The following is a 16,836-nucleotide window of genomic DNA, read 5'->3' on the forward strand; positions in this document are numbered from 1 at the left end:
TTTTCACCACCTCATTTAAATACCTTAATTTTGGGAAAAGAAGAAAAAAAGATGATCAAGGATCGCTACATCAATCCACTCACCGATTTTGGATTTAAGAAGCTTTTTGGCGAGGCCGCCAATAAGGAGCTACTCATCCATTTTCTCAATCAGCTGCTGCCCGAAAAGCATCAGGTGGAGGATCTCGAATATCTCCCTAGCGAACGCTTGCCCTCCAGCTTTCTGGACCGAAAAGTTATTTTTGACATCTATTGCACCAGCAGCCGAGGCGAGCAGTTTATTATTGAGCTGCAGCGCAGTAAGCAAAATCATTTCATCGATCGCTCTATTTTTTATAGCACCTTCGCCATTCAAGAACAATCCGAAAGGGGCGATTGGAATTTTAAGCTCTGGCCCATTTATACGATCTGCATTCTCGATTTTAAGATCAATCAGCCCAATCCCCATAATCGAGTGATTCGTTATGTACAGCTCAAGGACCAAGATAAGGAGCTCTTCTTTGAAGACCTTACCTATATTTATATTGAGCTGCCTAATTTCACTAAAACCCTAGATGAGCTAGAAGATCTACAAGATAAATGGCTTTATCTTTTCCGCTATTTGGCCAAATTAGAAGATCGGCCAGCGGCCTTGCAAGAGCGCATTTTCACGGGGCTTTTCCATGCCGCCGAAATTGCCAGCTACTCTATTGAGGAGCGCCAAAATTATGAGGTCTCCCTCAAAAAGCATCGAGATATTAAAAATGTGATTGACAGCGCCCTAGAAGAGGGCCTAGAAAAAGGCAGAGCCGAAGGCTTAGAACAAGGACGAGAGGAGGGCCTAAAAGAAGGAGAAGAAAAAGGCGCATTAGCAGCCAAAAAAGCCATGGCCAAGCAAATGCAGGCCGCCAACTTAGCCCTAGAACAAATTGCCCAAATTACGGGCTGCTCTTTAGAGCAACTCAAAAACTGGCTAGAAGACTAGCCCTAAACAATAGAAAGCTTGAACCTGCTGAGGTTCAAGCTTTTTCTTTTCCTTAGACCACAGATAAACTGAAAGTAAATTTGCGTTTACAACCTTAAGTTTTATCTTTAAGGGCCAAAACAAAATGAGCGATTTTGTCACCTTCAATTTCTCTCATCTATGTTACAAGATTACTTTTACTACAGTCGTTCGGAGCGGGTTGCGGCCCTGACCTTAGTTATCTTAATTTTATTTTTCTTTGGGCTCAATAGTTATTTGTATTGGCGGCCTAATTCAGAGCCACCATTAAAAATGGAGGTTTTGCTTTTGGAGCAAGACAAAGTAGACAGTCTGGCCCCAGAAGAAATTGTATTGGCTCCATTTGACCCTAATTTGGCAAAGCAAGAGGAGCTAGAGCAACTGGGCTTATCGGCGAGGACAGCTAGGTCCATAATTAACTATCGGTCTAAGGGGGGAAAATATCGCTACAAAGAAGATTTGGCGAAGATTTACACCTTAGATAGTGCGGATTATATTCGCTTGAAGCCCTATATACAGTTGCCAGGGCGGCCAGCTAATTTTGAGCCTTACAAGCGAAAAAAGAAAAGGCAGAAAAGGCGGCCTAAGTTTGATCGTTTAGAGATCAATTCGGCCAATGAGCAAGACTGGCAAGAGCTGCGTGGAATTGGGCCAGGCTATGCCCGAAGAATTGTAAAATTTAGAAAAGCCTTGGGGGGATTTCACAAGATAGAGCAAGTTGCGGAGCTTTATGGTTTGCCTGATTCTACCTATCAAAAAATCAAGGGGAAGTTGCATTGTAGGCCACATAATATTAAGAAGATCAACTTGAATACAGCTACAGAGGAAGAGCTAAAAAGCCACCCCTACTTAAATTGGAAGCAAGCCAAGGCGATTATTCGTTGGCGAGAAGAGCAAGAACCATTTGATGGTCCACATGTACTACAAACCTTTTTTGAGTTTGATGATGGGAGTGGAAACTACGAACGCTTATTGCCTTATTTGAGTTGGTAAGCTGCTTGAAGTCTAGGAATTCCATTTGGCCTAGCGATGCGGCGGGGTGGCCCGAAGGGCCAGACCCAGGCGCTGCAAGCGCCGCAGGGCCGAGCAGACCTGCGAGCCCCAAAGCGTAGCGCCGCAGCTTTGCTGCGGAGGCCCCAAAAAATAAATATTAGTTCTTCAAAATAAGTGATATTGAGGAGAGTTTACGGCTTAACAATAATTTTACAAAAGAATTTTTTTTTGTAATATTGCTGTATTGCAGTAACCAACAACATCATATTTTATGAAAAAGCTAATTTACTTCTTAATGGCCCTGTTTTTTGGGTCGAGCCTAATGGCTCAAAACGGCTGTGATGGGCAGCGTTATCGGGAATTGATCTTCACGGATATTGACACGGCTTTGGCGGTACAATTTGGGGAGAACGTTACCTTTAATGGCGACACACAGCAATTGTATATGGATATTTATTATCCGGCGAATGATCAAATCAGCAATCGGCCAGCTATTGTTTGGGCCTTTGGCGGCAGCTTTATTTCTGGCGATCGGGAGCAATTGGCTAGTCTTTGCCATTACTCGGCGCAGCAGGGCTATGTGGCTGTAGCCATTGATTATCGTTTGTATGATGGGCCATTTACTTCACTTCCGGACTCTTTTGACTTTTTAGATGTGGCCATCAAGGCAATGGGCGACATGAAAGCCTCTGTCCGTAAATTGCGGGAAGATGCGGCCAATGGCAACCCTTATCAGATTGACACCAATTACATTTTTGCGGGAGGTGTTTCTGCGGGGGCAATTACGGCCATGCAAGCGGGTTTTGTAGATGCTACAGACCCCATTCCGGCGCATATTGACACGATTATTCAGAATAATGGTGGCTTAGAAGGCAACAGTTCTTCTAACTATCAGTATTCTTCTGAGATTCATGCTGTAATTAACTATTCTGGTGCTTTGGCTCGTACGAGTTGGATGGATGCCAACGACCCGCCCGTATTTTCGGTGCATGATGATGGCGATGATGTAGTGCCTTATGGTCCTGGTTATGCCTCTATTAGTGCAGGGGGGTTTAGCGTGGATATTGTCTATGTAGAGGGCAGTGAAACGATTACGCAAAAGGCCAATGATTTGGGTTTGACCAATGGGTTGATTACCATTCCGAATAGCAACGACCACGTTAGTTATATGTCTGGTGGGCCTAATGTGCCTACATGGCAAGACTCTGTTTTTGACAACAGCTTTTTGTTTTTGCACAATGAGGTTTGTGGTTTGGCGGCTGGGGTAGACGAACTTTCGGTGCCTTTGGTAGAAGGCCAAGTTTTTCCTAATCCTGCTCAAGAGCGGGTATTCCTTCGCCTCAACAACTGGCCAGAGGGGCAGCTACAGCTCTCGCTCTATGATCTTCAGGGGCGTCAGTTGCGTCAGTGGGCCGAAACGCCCGCTCAGCAAATTGAGATTCAGCGTCTGCAATTGCCTGCAGGTTTGTATGTTCTGCGTCTGCAACTAGAAAATGGGCAGCGTTTGGAACGGAAAGTGATTTTTAGATAGATGACTTAGTAAAGAGTATAAAAAACGTCTAGTGAGAGCTAGGCGTTTTTTTTTGCTCTAACCGCTGAACTTTGTTTTTCTAGGAAGGATGACTATCTTATACTCTATTCCATAATAAATAGAAAAGCGCCTTATCCCTTAACTATATCCCCCCCCTCAAATGAACAAAAAAACCTACCAAACAGACTATACTCCCCCTAACTTAGAAGAGGATACCGCTTTTCTAGCCAACTCCAAATCCTTAGCATTTAAGCTGGTGGATTTCTGGAAATGGAATCAATCGAACTTAATAGAAAACCGAACTAGAGGCATTCTGGCAGAATTCATTGTAAAAATGGCGCTAGACATAAATTCCCCTAGCCGTTTAGAGTGGGATGCCTATGATTTTGAAACCCAAACAGAAAAAGGGAAGGTCAAAATTGAGGTAAAATCTGCTGCTTATATCCAAGCATGGGCGCAGAAAAAGCTATCTAGTATTAGCTTTGGAATTGCGCCGACTAAAGAGCTGCTGCAGGATGGAAATTACTCGGAAACATACAAAAGACAGGCAGCTATTTACATTTTCTGCCTATTGGATCATAAGGATCAAGCAACGATCAACCCGCTGGATATGGACCAATGGTGTTTTTATCTGGCTCCAACTTCCCTTTTGGATAAAGAACTAGGTCCTCAAAAAAGTTTGTCGCTGGCTCGCCTCAAAAAACTGGGGCTGAAGGCTATCAAATATAGTGATTTGAAAATTTGCTTTGAGGCGGTTGTGGGGGGGGAGGTAGTGTGGGAAAGCCCAAATAGTGTGTGCTATTTGGGGGTTTTTGGTGGGGAGAGATTCTCTTTTTGGGGAATATTTTTTTAAATTGGTAGTTATTTAGTCATGACTTTAATAAAGAGTCAACAATATTCACAAAACATAAAAGTACATATGCAACAGGAAAATTATGACTTCCTCCAAAACTTAACAAACCGATCAGATTTAGACAGATATGGAGATAATAAGCACCTATTATATTCTCTTCAACTAAAATACAGTATTGAAGATATTCATAGTGTAGCATCTATTGCATTAGTAGATGGCCCTAATGACAAAAAAACAGATCTGTTATACATAGATGATGAATTAGGCGAGGCAGTAATTGCACAAGGTTATTTTTCAAAAAAAGAAGGAAGAACTCACGCTCCAGCTAATAAAGCTAGTGATCTAAACACATCTGTTTCTTGGTTGTTGACAAGAAATCTAGAAGATCTTCCCGAAGCATTAAGATCAGCAGCTAAAGAGTTAAGGGAAAAAATTAAAAATAATGAGATTTCAAGAATTACCTTATGGTATTGCCATAACCGCTCTGAGTCAACAAATGTTGAGCAGGAGCTAACTTCGGCAGAAAACACATTATCTTCAATATTAAAGAACCACTTTAGTGATAAGACTATAGATGTGCACTCATTAGAGGTTGGCTTAAAAAAAACAGAGGAGTGGTATAAAGAACTTACAGTACCTATTCTAATGACAGATGACATTACTTTAGATAATTGTACAGGTTTTGAAAACTCAGGCACAGACTGGTCGTCATTTAGTACATCTTTTCCTGCAAATAAGTTATATGACTTGTATAAAAAATATGATACAAGTCTATTTTCAGCTAACGTTAGAGACTACTTAGGAAGTCGAAATTCAAGTGCAAACATCAATAACGGGATAAAAGAAACGGCTAAAGATGACTCTGAGCATTTCTTTGTTTACAATAATGGGATTACTGCTTTAGTTAATAATTTCCAATATAATGCAAAGACTAAAAAGTTAACAATAGAAGGGCTTTCTATTGTTAATGGAGCACAAACGACAGGTGCTATAGGAACATTAGATACTTCTCCGGACAAAGAGATGACTGTTCCAATCCGCTTAATTAAATGTGCTAATCAAAAAACGGTTCAGCTTATTGTAAAGTATAATAACAGTCAAAATAAGATTACAGCTCCAGATTTTCGAAGTAGTGATAGCATCCAAAAAAGAATTACAAAAGAATTTCAAAAATTACAATTAGAATATTCTCCAAGAAGAGGAAATGCTACAGATATAATAACTCGAAGCCCCAACCTTCTTCCCTCTATTAGCGCAGGCCAAGTGTTAGCAGCTTTTCATGGAGAGCCTAGTATAGCATATAATTCCAAAAGTAAAATTTGGACATCTGACTCACTGTATTCAAAATTTTTTAATACACAAACAACAGCCAAACATATTTTTTTCTGCTATTCTTTACTAAAAGCTATAGAAGATTTAAAATTTGAACTGGCATCTTCTACAGCAGAACTACTTGAACAACAAAAAACTACACTTAACTTCCTTAGAAGTCGAGGAGCTATTGTACTATTTACAACTGCTATTTCAGATTGTTTAGAAACCATTGTAAACCGTAAGGTTTCCAATAATTTTAAATTAAAATTTTCTAGTAATAACCTCACTTTAGAAGAGGCAAAAAAGGCTTGGCGTGAAATTATAGATATTGTTAGTCCTTTTGTCGGAAACCTAAATGAGGGATTGAAAGATGGTATTAAAAATAAAGAAAGTATAGACAAAGCGAAGGAAACGTTTAAACAGTTGGTTCAAGCTATAAGAACAGCAAATAAAGATAAAATGGATGATTTTGCCAGTAAAGTGAGCAGCTAAAAAGTAATTTTTTCTAAAAACTGATAAGCCCTAAGCAGTCTATGCTACTTAGGGCTCTTTTATCTTCAAGTTGCTAATTATTGTGATTTTGTCTACATTAGGTGTGTACACTACTTTTTTATTTTTTCTTTGTCATACATTTTATGGATCAGGACACCTCACTTATAGAACTCGTACGCAATATTGTTTCCAAAATAATAGCGAATCCATCCCATTTTGATAATGCAATAGTCATTGAGGCTATAACTATTGCCGCTCTATTTAAAAAGTACCCTCAAATAAAAAAAATAATCCTATCTAATATGAAGTATAAAGATGTCAAACTTCCGAGTGACAATATACTACTTTTAGAAATTTTAAAACCTAAGCCTCTCTTTCAAAGTATTAAAAAAATTTATGACGAAGGTAGTAACCTTAGTTCTTCCATTCTTTCATCAACTCTTCTTGAAATTTGGCGCAGACAGACAAGCTATAAAGGATTAGAGAAGTATTTTAATACTCCTGACGACCTATTTAATGAAAATGCTTATTTTTGGAGTGTTCATTTGCGAAATGAAAAATTATTTGCAAACATTGAACTACCTTTCAAAATTCTTATGAGATATTTTGACTTCCTTACTCAATACAGTAAGCCAATATCTTGTTCAAACTTAATAAAGGAAGACTTCAGAAAAGAAAAATTAAATGATGATCAAAAGATATTTATCCTAGATAAAATGCTGAGCATGATTTATCAAAGCAATAATCATAATCTTTTTAAAGTTTATATTGAACTAATAGACCAAAGAAATAATATTTTACCATACCTTGAAGATCCAGATATTATAAATAATATGTGGGATTTAAATACTTTAAAAGCAGAAGCAGATCAACTCAATACTGTATCAGAAAAACGAAGATTTTATAGATTAAAACAATTACAATATCAAAAGGAAGCTGCAGAGGTAGGACTAGATCTTGGCATTGGTGAAGAAATAGATATTGAATTACTATATCTTGATGAGGTAGATAAAAATATCAATACTCTAAATACAATCCTATTCCTCTCTGCTTCGCCCAACGGCTTAACTCCAATCAGAGTAGATATAGAAGAAAGTGAAATAAGATCTAAAATCAAAGGTAGTAAGTTCAGAAACACCCTTATTCTTGAAACAAGAACAGCAATAACCACTGATATTATATCAGAAAGTATCCTTGAGATAGAGCCTAATATTGTCCATTTTTCAACACATGGAGAAAATGACAACATCCTTATTGAAGGTAAAAATGGTACCCACGAACAACTATCTGCTAGTAACTTAAATAGACTTCTTAAGAAAAGTGACAATATTGAATGTATTGTCTTAAATGCTTGCTATTCAGAAAAAGTAGCAAAAATAATTTCTACAAAAGGCTATTATGTAATTGGTGTCAGTAATGTTATTAGTGATGATAATGCTATTGCCTTTTCTAAAGGTTTTTATATCGCAATAGGATCTGGAAAAGATATTTCTAGTGCTTTTGATGTCGGAAGAGCTAGCCTTAAACAGGCACCACCTTATTCAATAACACTATGGCAGAACGGTAAAAATATTACTCCATCTTAACCCACACACACACACACACAAAAAAATCCCCGACCACTCCAGTGCTCGGGGATTTCCTCCCCCCATCACTCCACCACCACTTTCATCACCCACTCCTCCATCACCGTCCCCCGAAAAAGCTGTTTAATCTTCAACTTCGTCCTTCCCTTCTTTTTGGCCACAAAAATAAAAGTAGCCCTGGCCTCATCGCCACCGGCGGGACGAATCTCCCCGACGCTTTCATCAATTTTCAGTTTATAGTCTACAATTTTCTCTTTAAATTCAAGGATGCAGGGGTCCTCAATTTCAAACTCGCCGGTATTGCCTACAGAGCTATGTTGAGTAAAACTATACCTTAGTTCCTGCCCCTCTTTTACCTTATAATCAGTTTGAAGGGGCTGCAAATTCACAAATTCCATAATCAATTGTTTGTTTTATTGGCCGAAGAAGTTCCTTGCCCAGCCATTGATTCAACAAAATACAATTATTCTACCAAGGCTTAGCCCCAAAAACAACAAGCCCATGCTAAAAAAAATTGCCACAGACATCAACCGCCTCGCCGATATGATTTGGGGAGAAGACTATTACGATGAAACGGAGATTGATGAGTTTGCCACAGCAATAGATGTTGATCTAGGATTGTATCAATTAGATTCTCGCAAAAGATATGATCCAGAGCTAGAAGAACTCCGCCTGAAGTTTATAAAAATACTGGCCGACTGGGAAAGCATACGCTAACCCCAAATATATTTTCAGTATGAAAATAGCCATTAAATCCCTACATTAGTATTCCTTGCAAAATGTAGTACTCAACTGTTTCTCCTTTAATATTAGGCCCAATACTATTTTAAGCAAACATAGCTTGATCCCCGCCTAAAAAATCTACATTGCATAACATTCTTTTTTCTCAAAAAACTATATGCAACTGCCATGGCAATGGATTTCATAAAAATAAAAGGGTACAAGTCTATAAAAAATATACAGCTCGACTTGGCCCCTATCAATATTTTCATCGGAGCCAATGGTGCAGGAAAGAGTAACTTTCTTACATTCTTTGAGTTTCTAAGCAATTTATACCAAAGAAAGCTAACACAATATGTAAACCTAAAAGGAGGAGCCAACAAACTCCTTTTTAATGGCGCAAAAAATACAGATGAGATAAGATTTGAAATCAGTTTCGATCAAGAACAAAATGGTTACTCCGTTCGAATAAAAAACGGCGGGGAAAACTTTGTGTTTCAAGATGAATATTTGCTATATCAAGGCAAAAAAAGTTGGAACATTGCCAATCATGCTACAGAAGCCGCTATAAAAACTACCGATAATTTCAGAGCAAAGCATGTTATCGGCTACCTCAATTCATATAGGAAATATCATTTCCATGACACAGCTAAAAGCTCCCCTTTTACACAAATGGCTCATACTGAAAATGACAGCTATTTCCTCTACTCGGAAGGGGAAAATATTTCTGCTTTCCTATACCACATTCATGAGAATCACAAAAAAGTATACAACAGAATTGTAAAAACAATCCAAAGTATTGCCCCCTTTTTTGCCGACTTCTATTTCCATCCTAATCCAACCAATTATATCCGCCTCCAATGGATAAGTAAGTTTTCAGATACCATTTATGGCCCCAACGACTTATCTGATGGCACCATTCGCTTTATTGCCCTCACTACCCTATTCCTTCAGCCCGAACCACCTTCTTCGATCATTATAGACGAACCCGAGCTAGGATTACACCCCTTCGCTATAGCAAAACTTGCAGGAATGATTAAAAGCGCTGCAGCTAGAGATATTCAAGTTCTTCTTGCCACACAATCTAGTGATTTAGTAAATCACTTTCTACCTGAAGATATTATCACTGTCGATTTAGTGAATGGCGAAAGCCAATTTAATCGACTTGACTCCCAAGAACTAGAAAGATGGCTGGAAGATTATGGCCTAGGCGAATTATGGCAAAGAAATATCCTCTCTAGTGGACAACCCAATAAGTAAACTTTCTATGAAACGAGTTATTATTATTTGCGAAGGACCAACAGAACTTGAATTTTGTAGAGAAATTCTACAACCCTATTTTTTGCCCAAAAATATCTACATCGACTCCCCCTTAATCAAGGCTTCTAAAGGAGGTATCGTTAAATGGGGAACCCTAAAAAAAGAAATTCAAAACTATCTACACCAAAACGCAATTGTCACTACCCTCATAGACTACTACGGAATTCCAGATAGCTATAATTACCCCGCCTGGATAGAAGCAAAAGAAATCAATGATAAATATCAACGAATGGATTTCTTAGAACAGGAAATGAAAAATGATATCCCTGATCCATTAAATCAAAATTTTATCCCCTACTACCAACTTCATGAATTTGAAGGACTCCTGTTTAATAATATAGAAACTTTTGACGACCTCTTTGAATCCTCAGAACTCATAGACAGAGAAAAGCTGCTAAGAGATATCCAAGACTACCCAAATCCAGAACTAATAAATAATGACCCCAATACAAGCCCATCCAAAAGATTACAAAACTATATTAAAGGATACCAAAAGACACTTTATGGTCCAATGATCGCCGAACATATTACGCTAAATCAAATTAGACAAAAATGTACTCGATTTAATCACTGGATAGCAGCTATCGAAAATAGCTAAGCCCACAAAAAAACCCAACTACTTCCCAGTAGTCGGGTTTTTTTCGCAGCGGAGAAAGCGGGATTCGAACCCGCGGTACCCCTTTCGAAGTACGCCAGTTTAGCAAACTGGTGGTTTCAGCCACTCACCCATTTCTCCATATAATATAAACTTAGTATAAAAGGCCCCAATCATCTCTACGATAATTAGGACCTTCTCGTCGGGCTTGCAGGACTTGAACCTGCGACCTCCTGCTCCCAAAGCAGGCACGCTACCAACTGCGCCAAAGCCCGTACTGGCCGAAGCCAAAATCTGGCGGAGGAAGCGGGATTCGAACCCGCGGTACCCCTTTCGAAGTACGTCAGTTTAGCAAACTGGTGGTTTCAGCCACTCACCCATTCCTCCGAGTGCGTTGCAAATATAAGACGGCTTTCTGATTTGTCCAAACCTTTTTGCAAAAAAAATGCCCCCTTTTTCAAGGAGGCTCGCTAATATATTGTTAATCAAAGAGTCAGTCCCTCTCCAATTTTGTAATTTTTATTTCTACCCGCTGGTTGCGCTTCCGCCCCTCCCGAGTCTCATTATCCGCTATGGGCTTGCGCTTACCATATCCCCGATAACTGATCCGTCGACGATCTACCCCCTTGGCCGTCAAATAAGCCGAAATGCTCTTGGCCCGAGCCCGCGATAGTTTGTCGCAGTAGTCATGCGTGGGCAAGCCATTGGTATGCCCCCCCACTTCTATCGATACGCCCTTGTTCTTTTTCATAAAGGCTACCAATTCATTTAGCTCTAAGGCCGCAGCAGGCGTAATGCTCGATGAATCCGCCTGAAAATAAAGGTTGTCCAAACGGAATTTATCCCCCAAGGCCAAATCCTCCGCCTTCAAATCTCCCTTGAAATCCCCCCGATCCACTTCTTTTACCTCCTCTTTAGGCTCCTCTTTCGCCTCCGGCAATACCGGCTCTTCCTTGGGCGAGGGCTTGACATTGGTCTTCTTTTCCGGATCTACCTGTGCCAATATAGGGTTGTCGGGCTTCTCTTCCGGAATCTCACAACTGTAAATCTCCGAGGCATTGTCCAACAACAAGTTCCCATTGTAGTAAAACATGGTGGGCGTCTTATAATAGGCCTCCAACACAAAGTATCGATAGCTTTTCTTAGGCGTAAACTCAAATTTATAGGGCCGCCAATCCGTATGACTCACCATATCACTACTGGCCAATAATTCCGCCTTCTCCCGCGGAGAGTTCCCCCCATAAATCCGCAATATCGCCCCCTTGTTAAAGTTGGTCAACTCATTGGGCTTGCGCTTGGTCGGACTCACATACTGCGCCGACCGTGCCAAGTATATGCTAAAACGATAACATTGCCCCTCCCGTATCGGCCGCGCCAATCGCTGACTCACCGCTTCCCAGGTCTTGTTGTCTCGCACCACCAACCCCAAATAGGTGTTGTCGTCATGCGCCGCCTGCGTCACGCCAAATCCCCCAAAGGGCTGCACATCGGGCGGAGACTCTCCCGCAAATCCACAGTCTATCCAGCCCCTAGGCTGCCAACCCGGCCGTGGCTCGTCCTCAAATGAAGGGTTCTCCAAATAAATGATTTCTGTCTGAGCCCCTAACATGCCGCAAAATGCAACTAATGCTAAGGCCACTAATGTCGATCGATTCATATATTATTTTTTGGTCTATTTTTTCTTTTTTTTAGGGGCCTCCGCTGCGGCTTCGCCTTGCGGCGCTACGTTCCGCAGCTCGCTATTCGCTCGGCCCTTCGCAGGCTCCGCCTGCTCGGTCTGGCCCTGCGGGCCACTGCTGCACATCGCTAGGCCAAATGCTCCACCCTCCGCTTTTGCTCTCCTCAGATGAAAGGTTCAAGCAACTTAAGGCATAATAATAATAGGCCCTTTCCACCGCATAGACAGCCGTTTTTAAAGCCTAGCTGCGTAAAATTAGCATTTCAACTAGAAGATGCCTAGTTTTTAGCCTAGTTCATTGTACTTTTGCAAACAGATCAAGCAGTCTTTGCCTTATACACTTTACCTAAAGTAGATAAGTACAAGTTTTACCTTATTTAATAAATTGCCCTTATGCCTGTTTTCAAGTTTGGTGGCGCTTCTATTAAAGATGTGCCCGCAATCAAAAATGTGGTCCAAATCCTTCGCCAATATCAACAAGAAAATCTATTGGTCGTCGTCTCCGCCTCCGGAAAAACAACCAACGCCCTAGAGAAAGTAGTGCTGGCTTATGTGCAACAAACAGGCCAAGCAGAGGGTTTACTCCAAGCCGTCCGCCAACAACATTTAGATCTACTCCAAGGCCTTTTTAATAACCCTCAACACCCTATCTATGATGAAATCAATGACCTTTTTGTCGATGTAGAATGGATCCTTGAAGAAGAACCCCAAGATGGCTATGATTACCTATATGACCAGATTGTCTCTCTAGGCGAACTGCTCTCTACCACCATCCTTGCCGCCTACCTCAATGAAGAAGGACTAAAAACACATTGGCTGGATGTCCGCGATTGTATCCTCACCGATAATAATTATCGCGACGCTCAAGTGGATTGGAGCGAAACCCAAAACCGTATCCAAAAGATCGTCCCCCCCCTACTCCAAAATCAATTGGTCCTTACGCAAGGCTTTCTCGGTAGTAGTAGCGAGAATTTTACCACCACCCTGGGCCGTGAAGGCTCCGATTATACCGCCGCTATTTTTGCCTCTTGCCTCAATAGCCAAGAACTAACCATCTGGAAGGATGTCCCCGGCCTGCTCAATGCAGACCCCCGCCTCTTTAACAATACCATCCAACTCGATAATATCTCTTATGCCGAGGCCATAGAAATGACTTATTATGGGGCTCAAGTGATCCACCCCAAAACATTACGCCCCCTCCAAAATAAAAATATTCCCCTCTGGGTAAAGTCCTTTGTCCAACCCCAAGAAAGAGGCAGCCTAGTCTCTGCCGAAGAGGTCGAACAATACCCGCCGATTTTTGTGGTCAAAAAAAATCAAGCCCTACTAAAAATTAAGGCCAAAGATTTTCATTTTGTAGACGAAGCCCGCTTCTCGGCCCTATTTGCTAGCTTTGCCAAACACCGTATTAAGGTCAATATGACCCAAAATACCGCCCTGGCTTTTTCGGTCTGTATCAATTATGAGCCCCAAAAGCTAGGCGGCCTGCTCGAGGAACTAGCCCAAGCCTATATGACCGAACTGCGCAGCGATCTCCAACTGATTAGCCTGCGCCACCAAACCGATGAGGCCCTCAATATGCTTAGAGCAAATAAAGAGATTTTGCTGGAGGAGCATATTGGCTGCACCAGCCAACTACTCATTGCCGCAGAGGCCAACTGGTCCTAATGACTTAGGCACAGAGGGCGCTTTGCGCCCGCTCTCCTGAGGGGCTCGCCCCCTCAGTACTCATTTTGCGCTATCGGCTGAGGGATGGATAAGGGTGGCCGAAGGCCAGACCCAGGCGGCAAAGCCGCCGCAGGGCCGAGCAAACCTGCGAGCCCTGACACAGCCCGACCCAGCGCTCCGCGCTGGGACAGCCCCAAAAAAACAACTACTAAACAACAACCTTATGTCTAAAAAACAAGCTAAACCCACAGAAAACCGCTTCCGCATTCGTGTGGTCTACGGATTTCTAAAAAAACTTCGCATTGTCATTCTGGGCGATGTAGAAGAAGGCCAAGTACAAGCCGGTATGCAACTAGTGACCAAGCTGGGCAAAGAGCTAGGCAGCTGGGAAATTGAAGAGGTCCTGAAAATGGATTTTATCAACCAACACGAAAACCAGAAATTTATCGGTTTGCAACTCATTTGTAAAAGCGAACAGGACTTCAACCTTTTGAAGTCGCTCCGTGTTTATGATGAAATTGTGCATATTCGCTAAACCAACTGCATGTCTAACGCTAAACAAGAAAGGGGCAATTATGCCGACCGTCAGCTGTTCTTTCGGCTGCTCAAGTTGGTCCGCCCCTACAGATTTATTTTTATTACCGCCGCTACCCTCTCTATTGTCTTGGCCCCACTGGCCATCCTTAGGCCCTATTTGGTCCAATTGAGTGTGGACGAATATATTCTTGCCGGCAATTATCAAGGTCTACTCTGGATAGTAGGCCTTTTGTTTGGGGTCCTGCTCTTTGAGGGCGCCCTGCAATATTTCTTTACTTATATTACTGGCCTTTTGGGCCAATCGGTCATTAAGGACCTGCGGCTGAGGGTCTTCAAACATATCAATAGCCTGCGGCTGAGCTACTTTGACCGCACGCCAATTGGAAACTCGACCACCCGCACCATCAATGATATTGAAACGATCAATACGGTCTTTTCTCAAGGAGCTATTACGATTGTTGCCGATGTTTTGACCCTCTTTTTTGTGCTGGGCATTATGCTTTATTCTAGCTGGAGCCTAACGCTCGTCTGCCTGACCACCCTGCCCCTGCTCATCTGGGGCTCTTATTGGTTTAAGGAGGCCGTAAAAAAGGCCTACGAAAGCGTGCGAACGGAGGTGTCCAAGATGAATGCCTTTTTGCAAGAACGCATCAGCGGCATGCGCATCGTTCAGATCTTTAATGCCGAACAGCAAGAGCTCAAAAAGTTTGATGCGATCAATAACCGCTATACGGAGGCCAACATCCGCTCTATTTTTTATTATGCGATCTTCTTCCCTATGGTCGAGATCCTTTCGGCAGCTTCTTTGGGCCTAATGGTCTGGTATGGGGCCCAATCGGTCCTTAGTGAAGAGGTGAGTATTGGGGTATTAGTGGCTTTTCCGCTCTATCTGGGCATGCTTTTCCGCCCCGTTCGAATGCTGGCCGATAAATTCAACTCCCTACAAATGGGACTGGTTGCCGCCAATCGAGTTTTTAACCTCATTGATAGCAACAAGCAGATCCAGAATAATGGCGAGCAAAAGGTAGTGAAGCTGGCCGGCAGCATCCGCTTTGATGAGGTCCACTTTTCTTATGAACAAGATAAAAAAGCCAAAGAAGTAGAGAAATGGATCCTGAAAGGACTCAGTTTTGAGCTGCCCGCAGGCCAAACGATGGCTATTGTAGGGAGTACAGGCGCCGGAAAGACCACAATTATCAATATCATTAACCGATTTTACGATATCCATAAGGGCCAAATCTTTATTGATGATACCGAAATTCGGAATTATGAGCTCCGTAGCCTGCGTAGCCGCATCGCTATTGTGCTACAAGATGTCTTTCTCTTTTCAGGCTCCGTCTATGAAAACATCTGCCTACGAGAAGAAAGTATCAGCCTAGAGCAGGTAGTTGCCGCCGCCAAAATGATTGGGGCCCATGAGTTTATTGAGCGCCTGCCCGGCGGCTATGACTATCAGGTAATGGAAAGAGGCGCCACCTTGTCTATGGGCCAACGGCAACTGATCTCTTTTGTTCGGGCCCTAGTCTTTGATCCCGATATTCTGATCTTAGATGAGGCTACCTCGGCTATTGATCCCGAAACAGAAGGCATTATACAGTATGCCATCGAGAAATTGATTGCCAAACGAACCTCTATTATTATTGCCCACCGCTTGTCGACTATTCAGCATGCCGACCAAATTCTGGTCCTCGATAAAGGACGAAAAATGGAGATGGGCGACCACCAAACTCTAATGCAAAAACCCGACGGCTTTTACCGTGACCTAGTGGAAACGGCCTATAGCGTCAATCAAACCGATTAAGATGAAAAAGATTCTTTATTTTGATATGGACAATGTGCTGGTGGATTTCCCCTCGGCCTTTGCCCAGCTTTCTGCCGATACCTTGGCCCAATATGAGGGCCGCCTAGATGAGGTCCCCGGTATTTTTTCCCTAATGCAGCCCCTAACAGGAGCTTTGGCCGCCTTTGAAGAGCTCAGCCAATTGTTTGATGCCTATTTATTGTCTACCGCTCCTTGGGAAAACCCCTCGGCTTGGTCTGATAAGCTGCTCTGGGTGAAAAAACATTTGGGCCAAAATGCCCACAAACGCCTTATTCTCTCTCATAATAAGCAGCTCAATCAGGGCCACTTCCTTATTGATGACCGCCTAAAGAATGGTGCCGATCGCTTTGGCGGAGAACATATCCATTTTGGCCAAACGCCCTTTGAAGATTGGGAAAAAGTAGTGGCCTACCTGAGAACAAAGGTCTAGAGAGGTCTAAATGACTTCTTTTTATGGCGAAAGATAATCGCTAGGAACAAAAGTCCGCAGTACAATTTGTATTGCGGACTTTTTTTGGCTTTAGGGGACTCCCCCTAGCCATCTGGATCGTTACATTTAGCTCTGGCGTGACGCCGGAGCCATCTGGATCGTTACATTTAGCTCTGGCGTGGCGCCGGAGCCATCTGGATCGTTACATTTAGCTCCGGGGATTCCCCAGAGCCATCTGGATCCTTACATTTAACTCCGGGGATTCCCCAGAGCCATCTGGATCGTTACATTTAAGCGGGGGGATTCCCCCTAGCCA

Annotated in this window: 15 protein-coding genes and 3 tRNA genes; 13 read left to right on the forward strand and 5 right to left on the reverse strand. The window is 42.3% G+C overall.

Annotation, left to right across the window (positions count from 1 at the left end; all coding sequences use genetic code 11):
- The first annotated feature begins 51 nt into the window (after window positions 1-51).
- From SAPGRDRAFT_RS01770 to SAPGRDRAFT_RS19780, 6 genes are all read left to right on the forward strand, one after another.
- A complete protein-coding gene (locus SAPGRDRAFT_RS01770; protein ID WP_002656694.1) occupies window positions 52-963 on the forward strand; it encodes an Rpn family recombination-promoting nuclease/putative transposase in 912 nt (303 codons plus the stop codon).
- 159 nt (window positions 964-1,122) lie between these two features.
- A complete protein-coding gene (locus tag SAPGRDRAFT_RS01775; RefSeq protein WP_002656695.1) occupies window positions 1,123-1,974 on the forward strand; it encodes a ComEA family DNA-binding protein in 852 nt (283 codons plus the stop codon).
- Between the two features lie 271 nt (window positions 1,975-2,245).
- Window positions 2,246-3,505: a T9SS type A sorting domain-containing protein gene (locus tag SAPGRDRAFT_RS01780; RefSeq protein WP_002656697.1), complete on the forward strand. Its 1,260-nt coding sequence runs from the start codon at window positions 2,246-2,248 to the stop codon at window positions 3,503-3,505.
- 160 nt (window positions 3,506-3,665) lie between these two features.
- A complete protein-coding gene (locus tag SAPGRDRAFT_RS01785; RefSeq protein WP_002656699.1) occupies window positions 3,666-4,358 on the forward strand; it encodes a hypothetical protein in 693 nt (230 codons plus the stop codon).
- 66 nt (window positions 4,359-4,424) lie between these two features.
- Window positions 4,425-6,164: an AIPR family protein gene (locus SAPGRDRAFT_RS01790; protein WP_002656702.1), complete on the forward strand. Its 1,740-nt coding sequence runs from the start codon at window positions 4,425-4,427 to the stop codon at window positions 6,162-6,164.
- A gap of 302 nt (window positions 6,165-6,466) precedes the next feature.
- On the forward strand, window positions 6,467-7,750 hold the full coding sequence (locus tag SAPGRDRAFT_RS19780) for a CHAT domain-containing protein (RefSeq protein ID WP_172635356.1): 1,284 nt from the start codon (window positions 6,467-6,469) through the stop codon (window positions 7,748-7,750).
- 65 nt (window positions 7,751-7,815) lie between these two features.
- Here the strand turns inward: SAPGRDRAFT_RS19780 and SAPGRDRAFT_RS01800 are convergent, their stop codons facing one another.
- Window positions 7,816-8,148, reverse strand: coding sequence for a hypothetical protein (locus SAPGRDRAFT_RS01800; protein WP_002656705.1), 333 nt, complete (start codon window positions 8,146-8,148; stop codon window positions 7,816-7,818).
- Between the two features lie 103 nt (window positions 8,149-8,251).
- Between SAPGRDRAFT_RS01800 and SAPGRDRAFT_RS01805 the strand changes: the two genes are divergently transcribed.
- The 3 genes from SAPGRDRAFT_RS01805 to SAPGRDRAFT_RS01815 all read left to right on the forward strand — a co-directional run bounded on the left by SAPGRDRAFT_RS01805 (window position 8,252) and on the right by SAPGRDRAFT_RS01815 (window position 10,388).
- On the forward strand, window positions 8,252-8,467 hold the full coding sequence (locus tag SAPGRDRAFT_RS01805; protein WP_002656709.1) for a hypothetical protein: 216 nt from the start codon (window positions 8,252-8,254) through the stop codon (window positions 8,465-8,467).
- 192 nt (window positions 8,468-8,659) lie between these two features.
- Window positions 8,660-9,730, forward strand: a complete 1,071-nt coding sequence (locus tag SAPGRDRAFT_RS01810; protein WP_002656711.1) for an AAA family ATPase — start codon at window positions 8,660-8,662, stop codon at window positions 9,728-9,730.
- 7 nt (window positions 9,731-9,737) lie between these two features.
- Window positions 9,738-10,388, forward strand: a complete 651-nt coding sequence (locus tag SAPGRDRAFT_RS01815; RefSeq protein ID WP_002656713.1) for a DUF4276 family protein — start codon at window positions 9,738-9,740, stop codon at window positions 10,386-10,388.
- A gap of 49 nt (window positions 10,389-10,437) precedes the next feature.
- On the opposite strand, the gene SAPGRDRAFT_RS01820 is transcribed toward SAPGRDRAFT_RS01815, so the two are convergent.
- From SAPGRDRAFT_RS01820 to SAPGRDRAFT_RS01835, 4 genes are all read right to left on the reverse strand, one after another.
- Window positions 10,438-10,526 (reverse strand) — tRNA-Ser (locus tag SAPGRDRAFT_RS01820).
- Between the two features lie 61 nt (window positions 10,527-10,587).
- A tRNA-Pro gene (locus tag SAPGRDRAFT_RS01825) sits at window positions 10,588-10,660 on the reverse strand.
- A gap of 20 nt (window positions 10,661-10,680) precedes the next feature.
- Window positions 10,681-10,772, reverse strand: a tRNA-Ser gene (locus SAPGRDRAFT_RS01830).
- Window positions 10,773-10,878: 106 nt separating this feature from the next.
- Window positions 10,879-12,042 carry an OmpA family protein gene (locus SAPGRDRAFT_RS01835; protein ID WP_002656714.1) on the reverse strand — a complete coding sequence of 388 codons (1,164 nt, stop codon included), beginning with the start codon at window positions 12,040-12,042 and terminating at the stop codon, window positions 10,879-10,881.
- Window positions 12,043-12,456: 414 nt separating this feature from the next.
- Here SAPGRDRAFT_RS01835 and SAPGRDRAFT_RS01840 point away from each other — a divergent pair, with 414 nt between their 5' ends.
- From SAPGRDRAFT_RS01840 to SAPGRDRAFT_RS01855, 4 genes are all read left to right on the forward strand, one after another.
- Complete coding sequence (locus SAPGRDRAFT_RS01840) at window positions 12,457-13,731, forward strand: aspartate kinase (protein ID WP_002656715.1); 1,275 nt, start codon at window positions 12,457-12,459, stop codon at window positions 13,729-13,731.
- 223 nt (window positions 13,732-13,954) lie between these two features.
- On the forward strand, window positions 13,955-14,266 hold the full coding sequence (locus tag SAPGRDRAFT_RS01845; protein WP_002656716.1) for a hypothetical protein: 312 nt from the start codon (window positions 13,955-13,957) through the stop codon (window positions 14,264-14,266).
- A gap of 9 nt (window positions 14,267-14,275) precedes the next feature.
- Window positions 14,276-16,069, forward strand: coding sequence for an ABC transporter ATP-binding protein (locus tag SAPGRDRAFT_RS01850; protein ID WP_002656718.1), 1,794 nt, complete (start codon window positions 14,276-14,278; stop codon window positions 16,067-16,069).
- Between the two features lies 1 nt (window position 16,070).
- Entirely contained in the window at window positions 16,071-16,520 is a 450-nt protein-coding gene (locus tag SAPGRDRAFT_RS01855) for a 5' nucleotidase, NT5C type (protein WP_002656720.1), read from the forward strand.
- Window positions 16,521-16,836: the final 316 nt, after the last annotated feature.

The organism is Saprospira grandis DSM 2844 (assembly GCF_000275825.1).
In the GTDB taxonomy this organism is placed as follows: domain Bacteria; phylum Bacteroidota; class Bacteroidia; order Chitinophagales; family Saprospiraceae; genus Saprospira; species Saprospira grandis_A.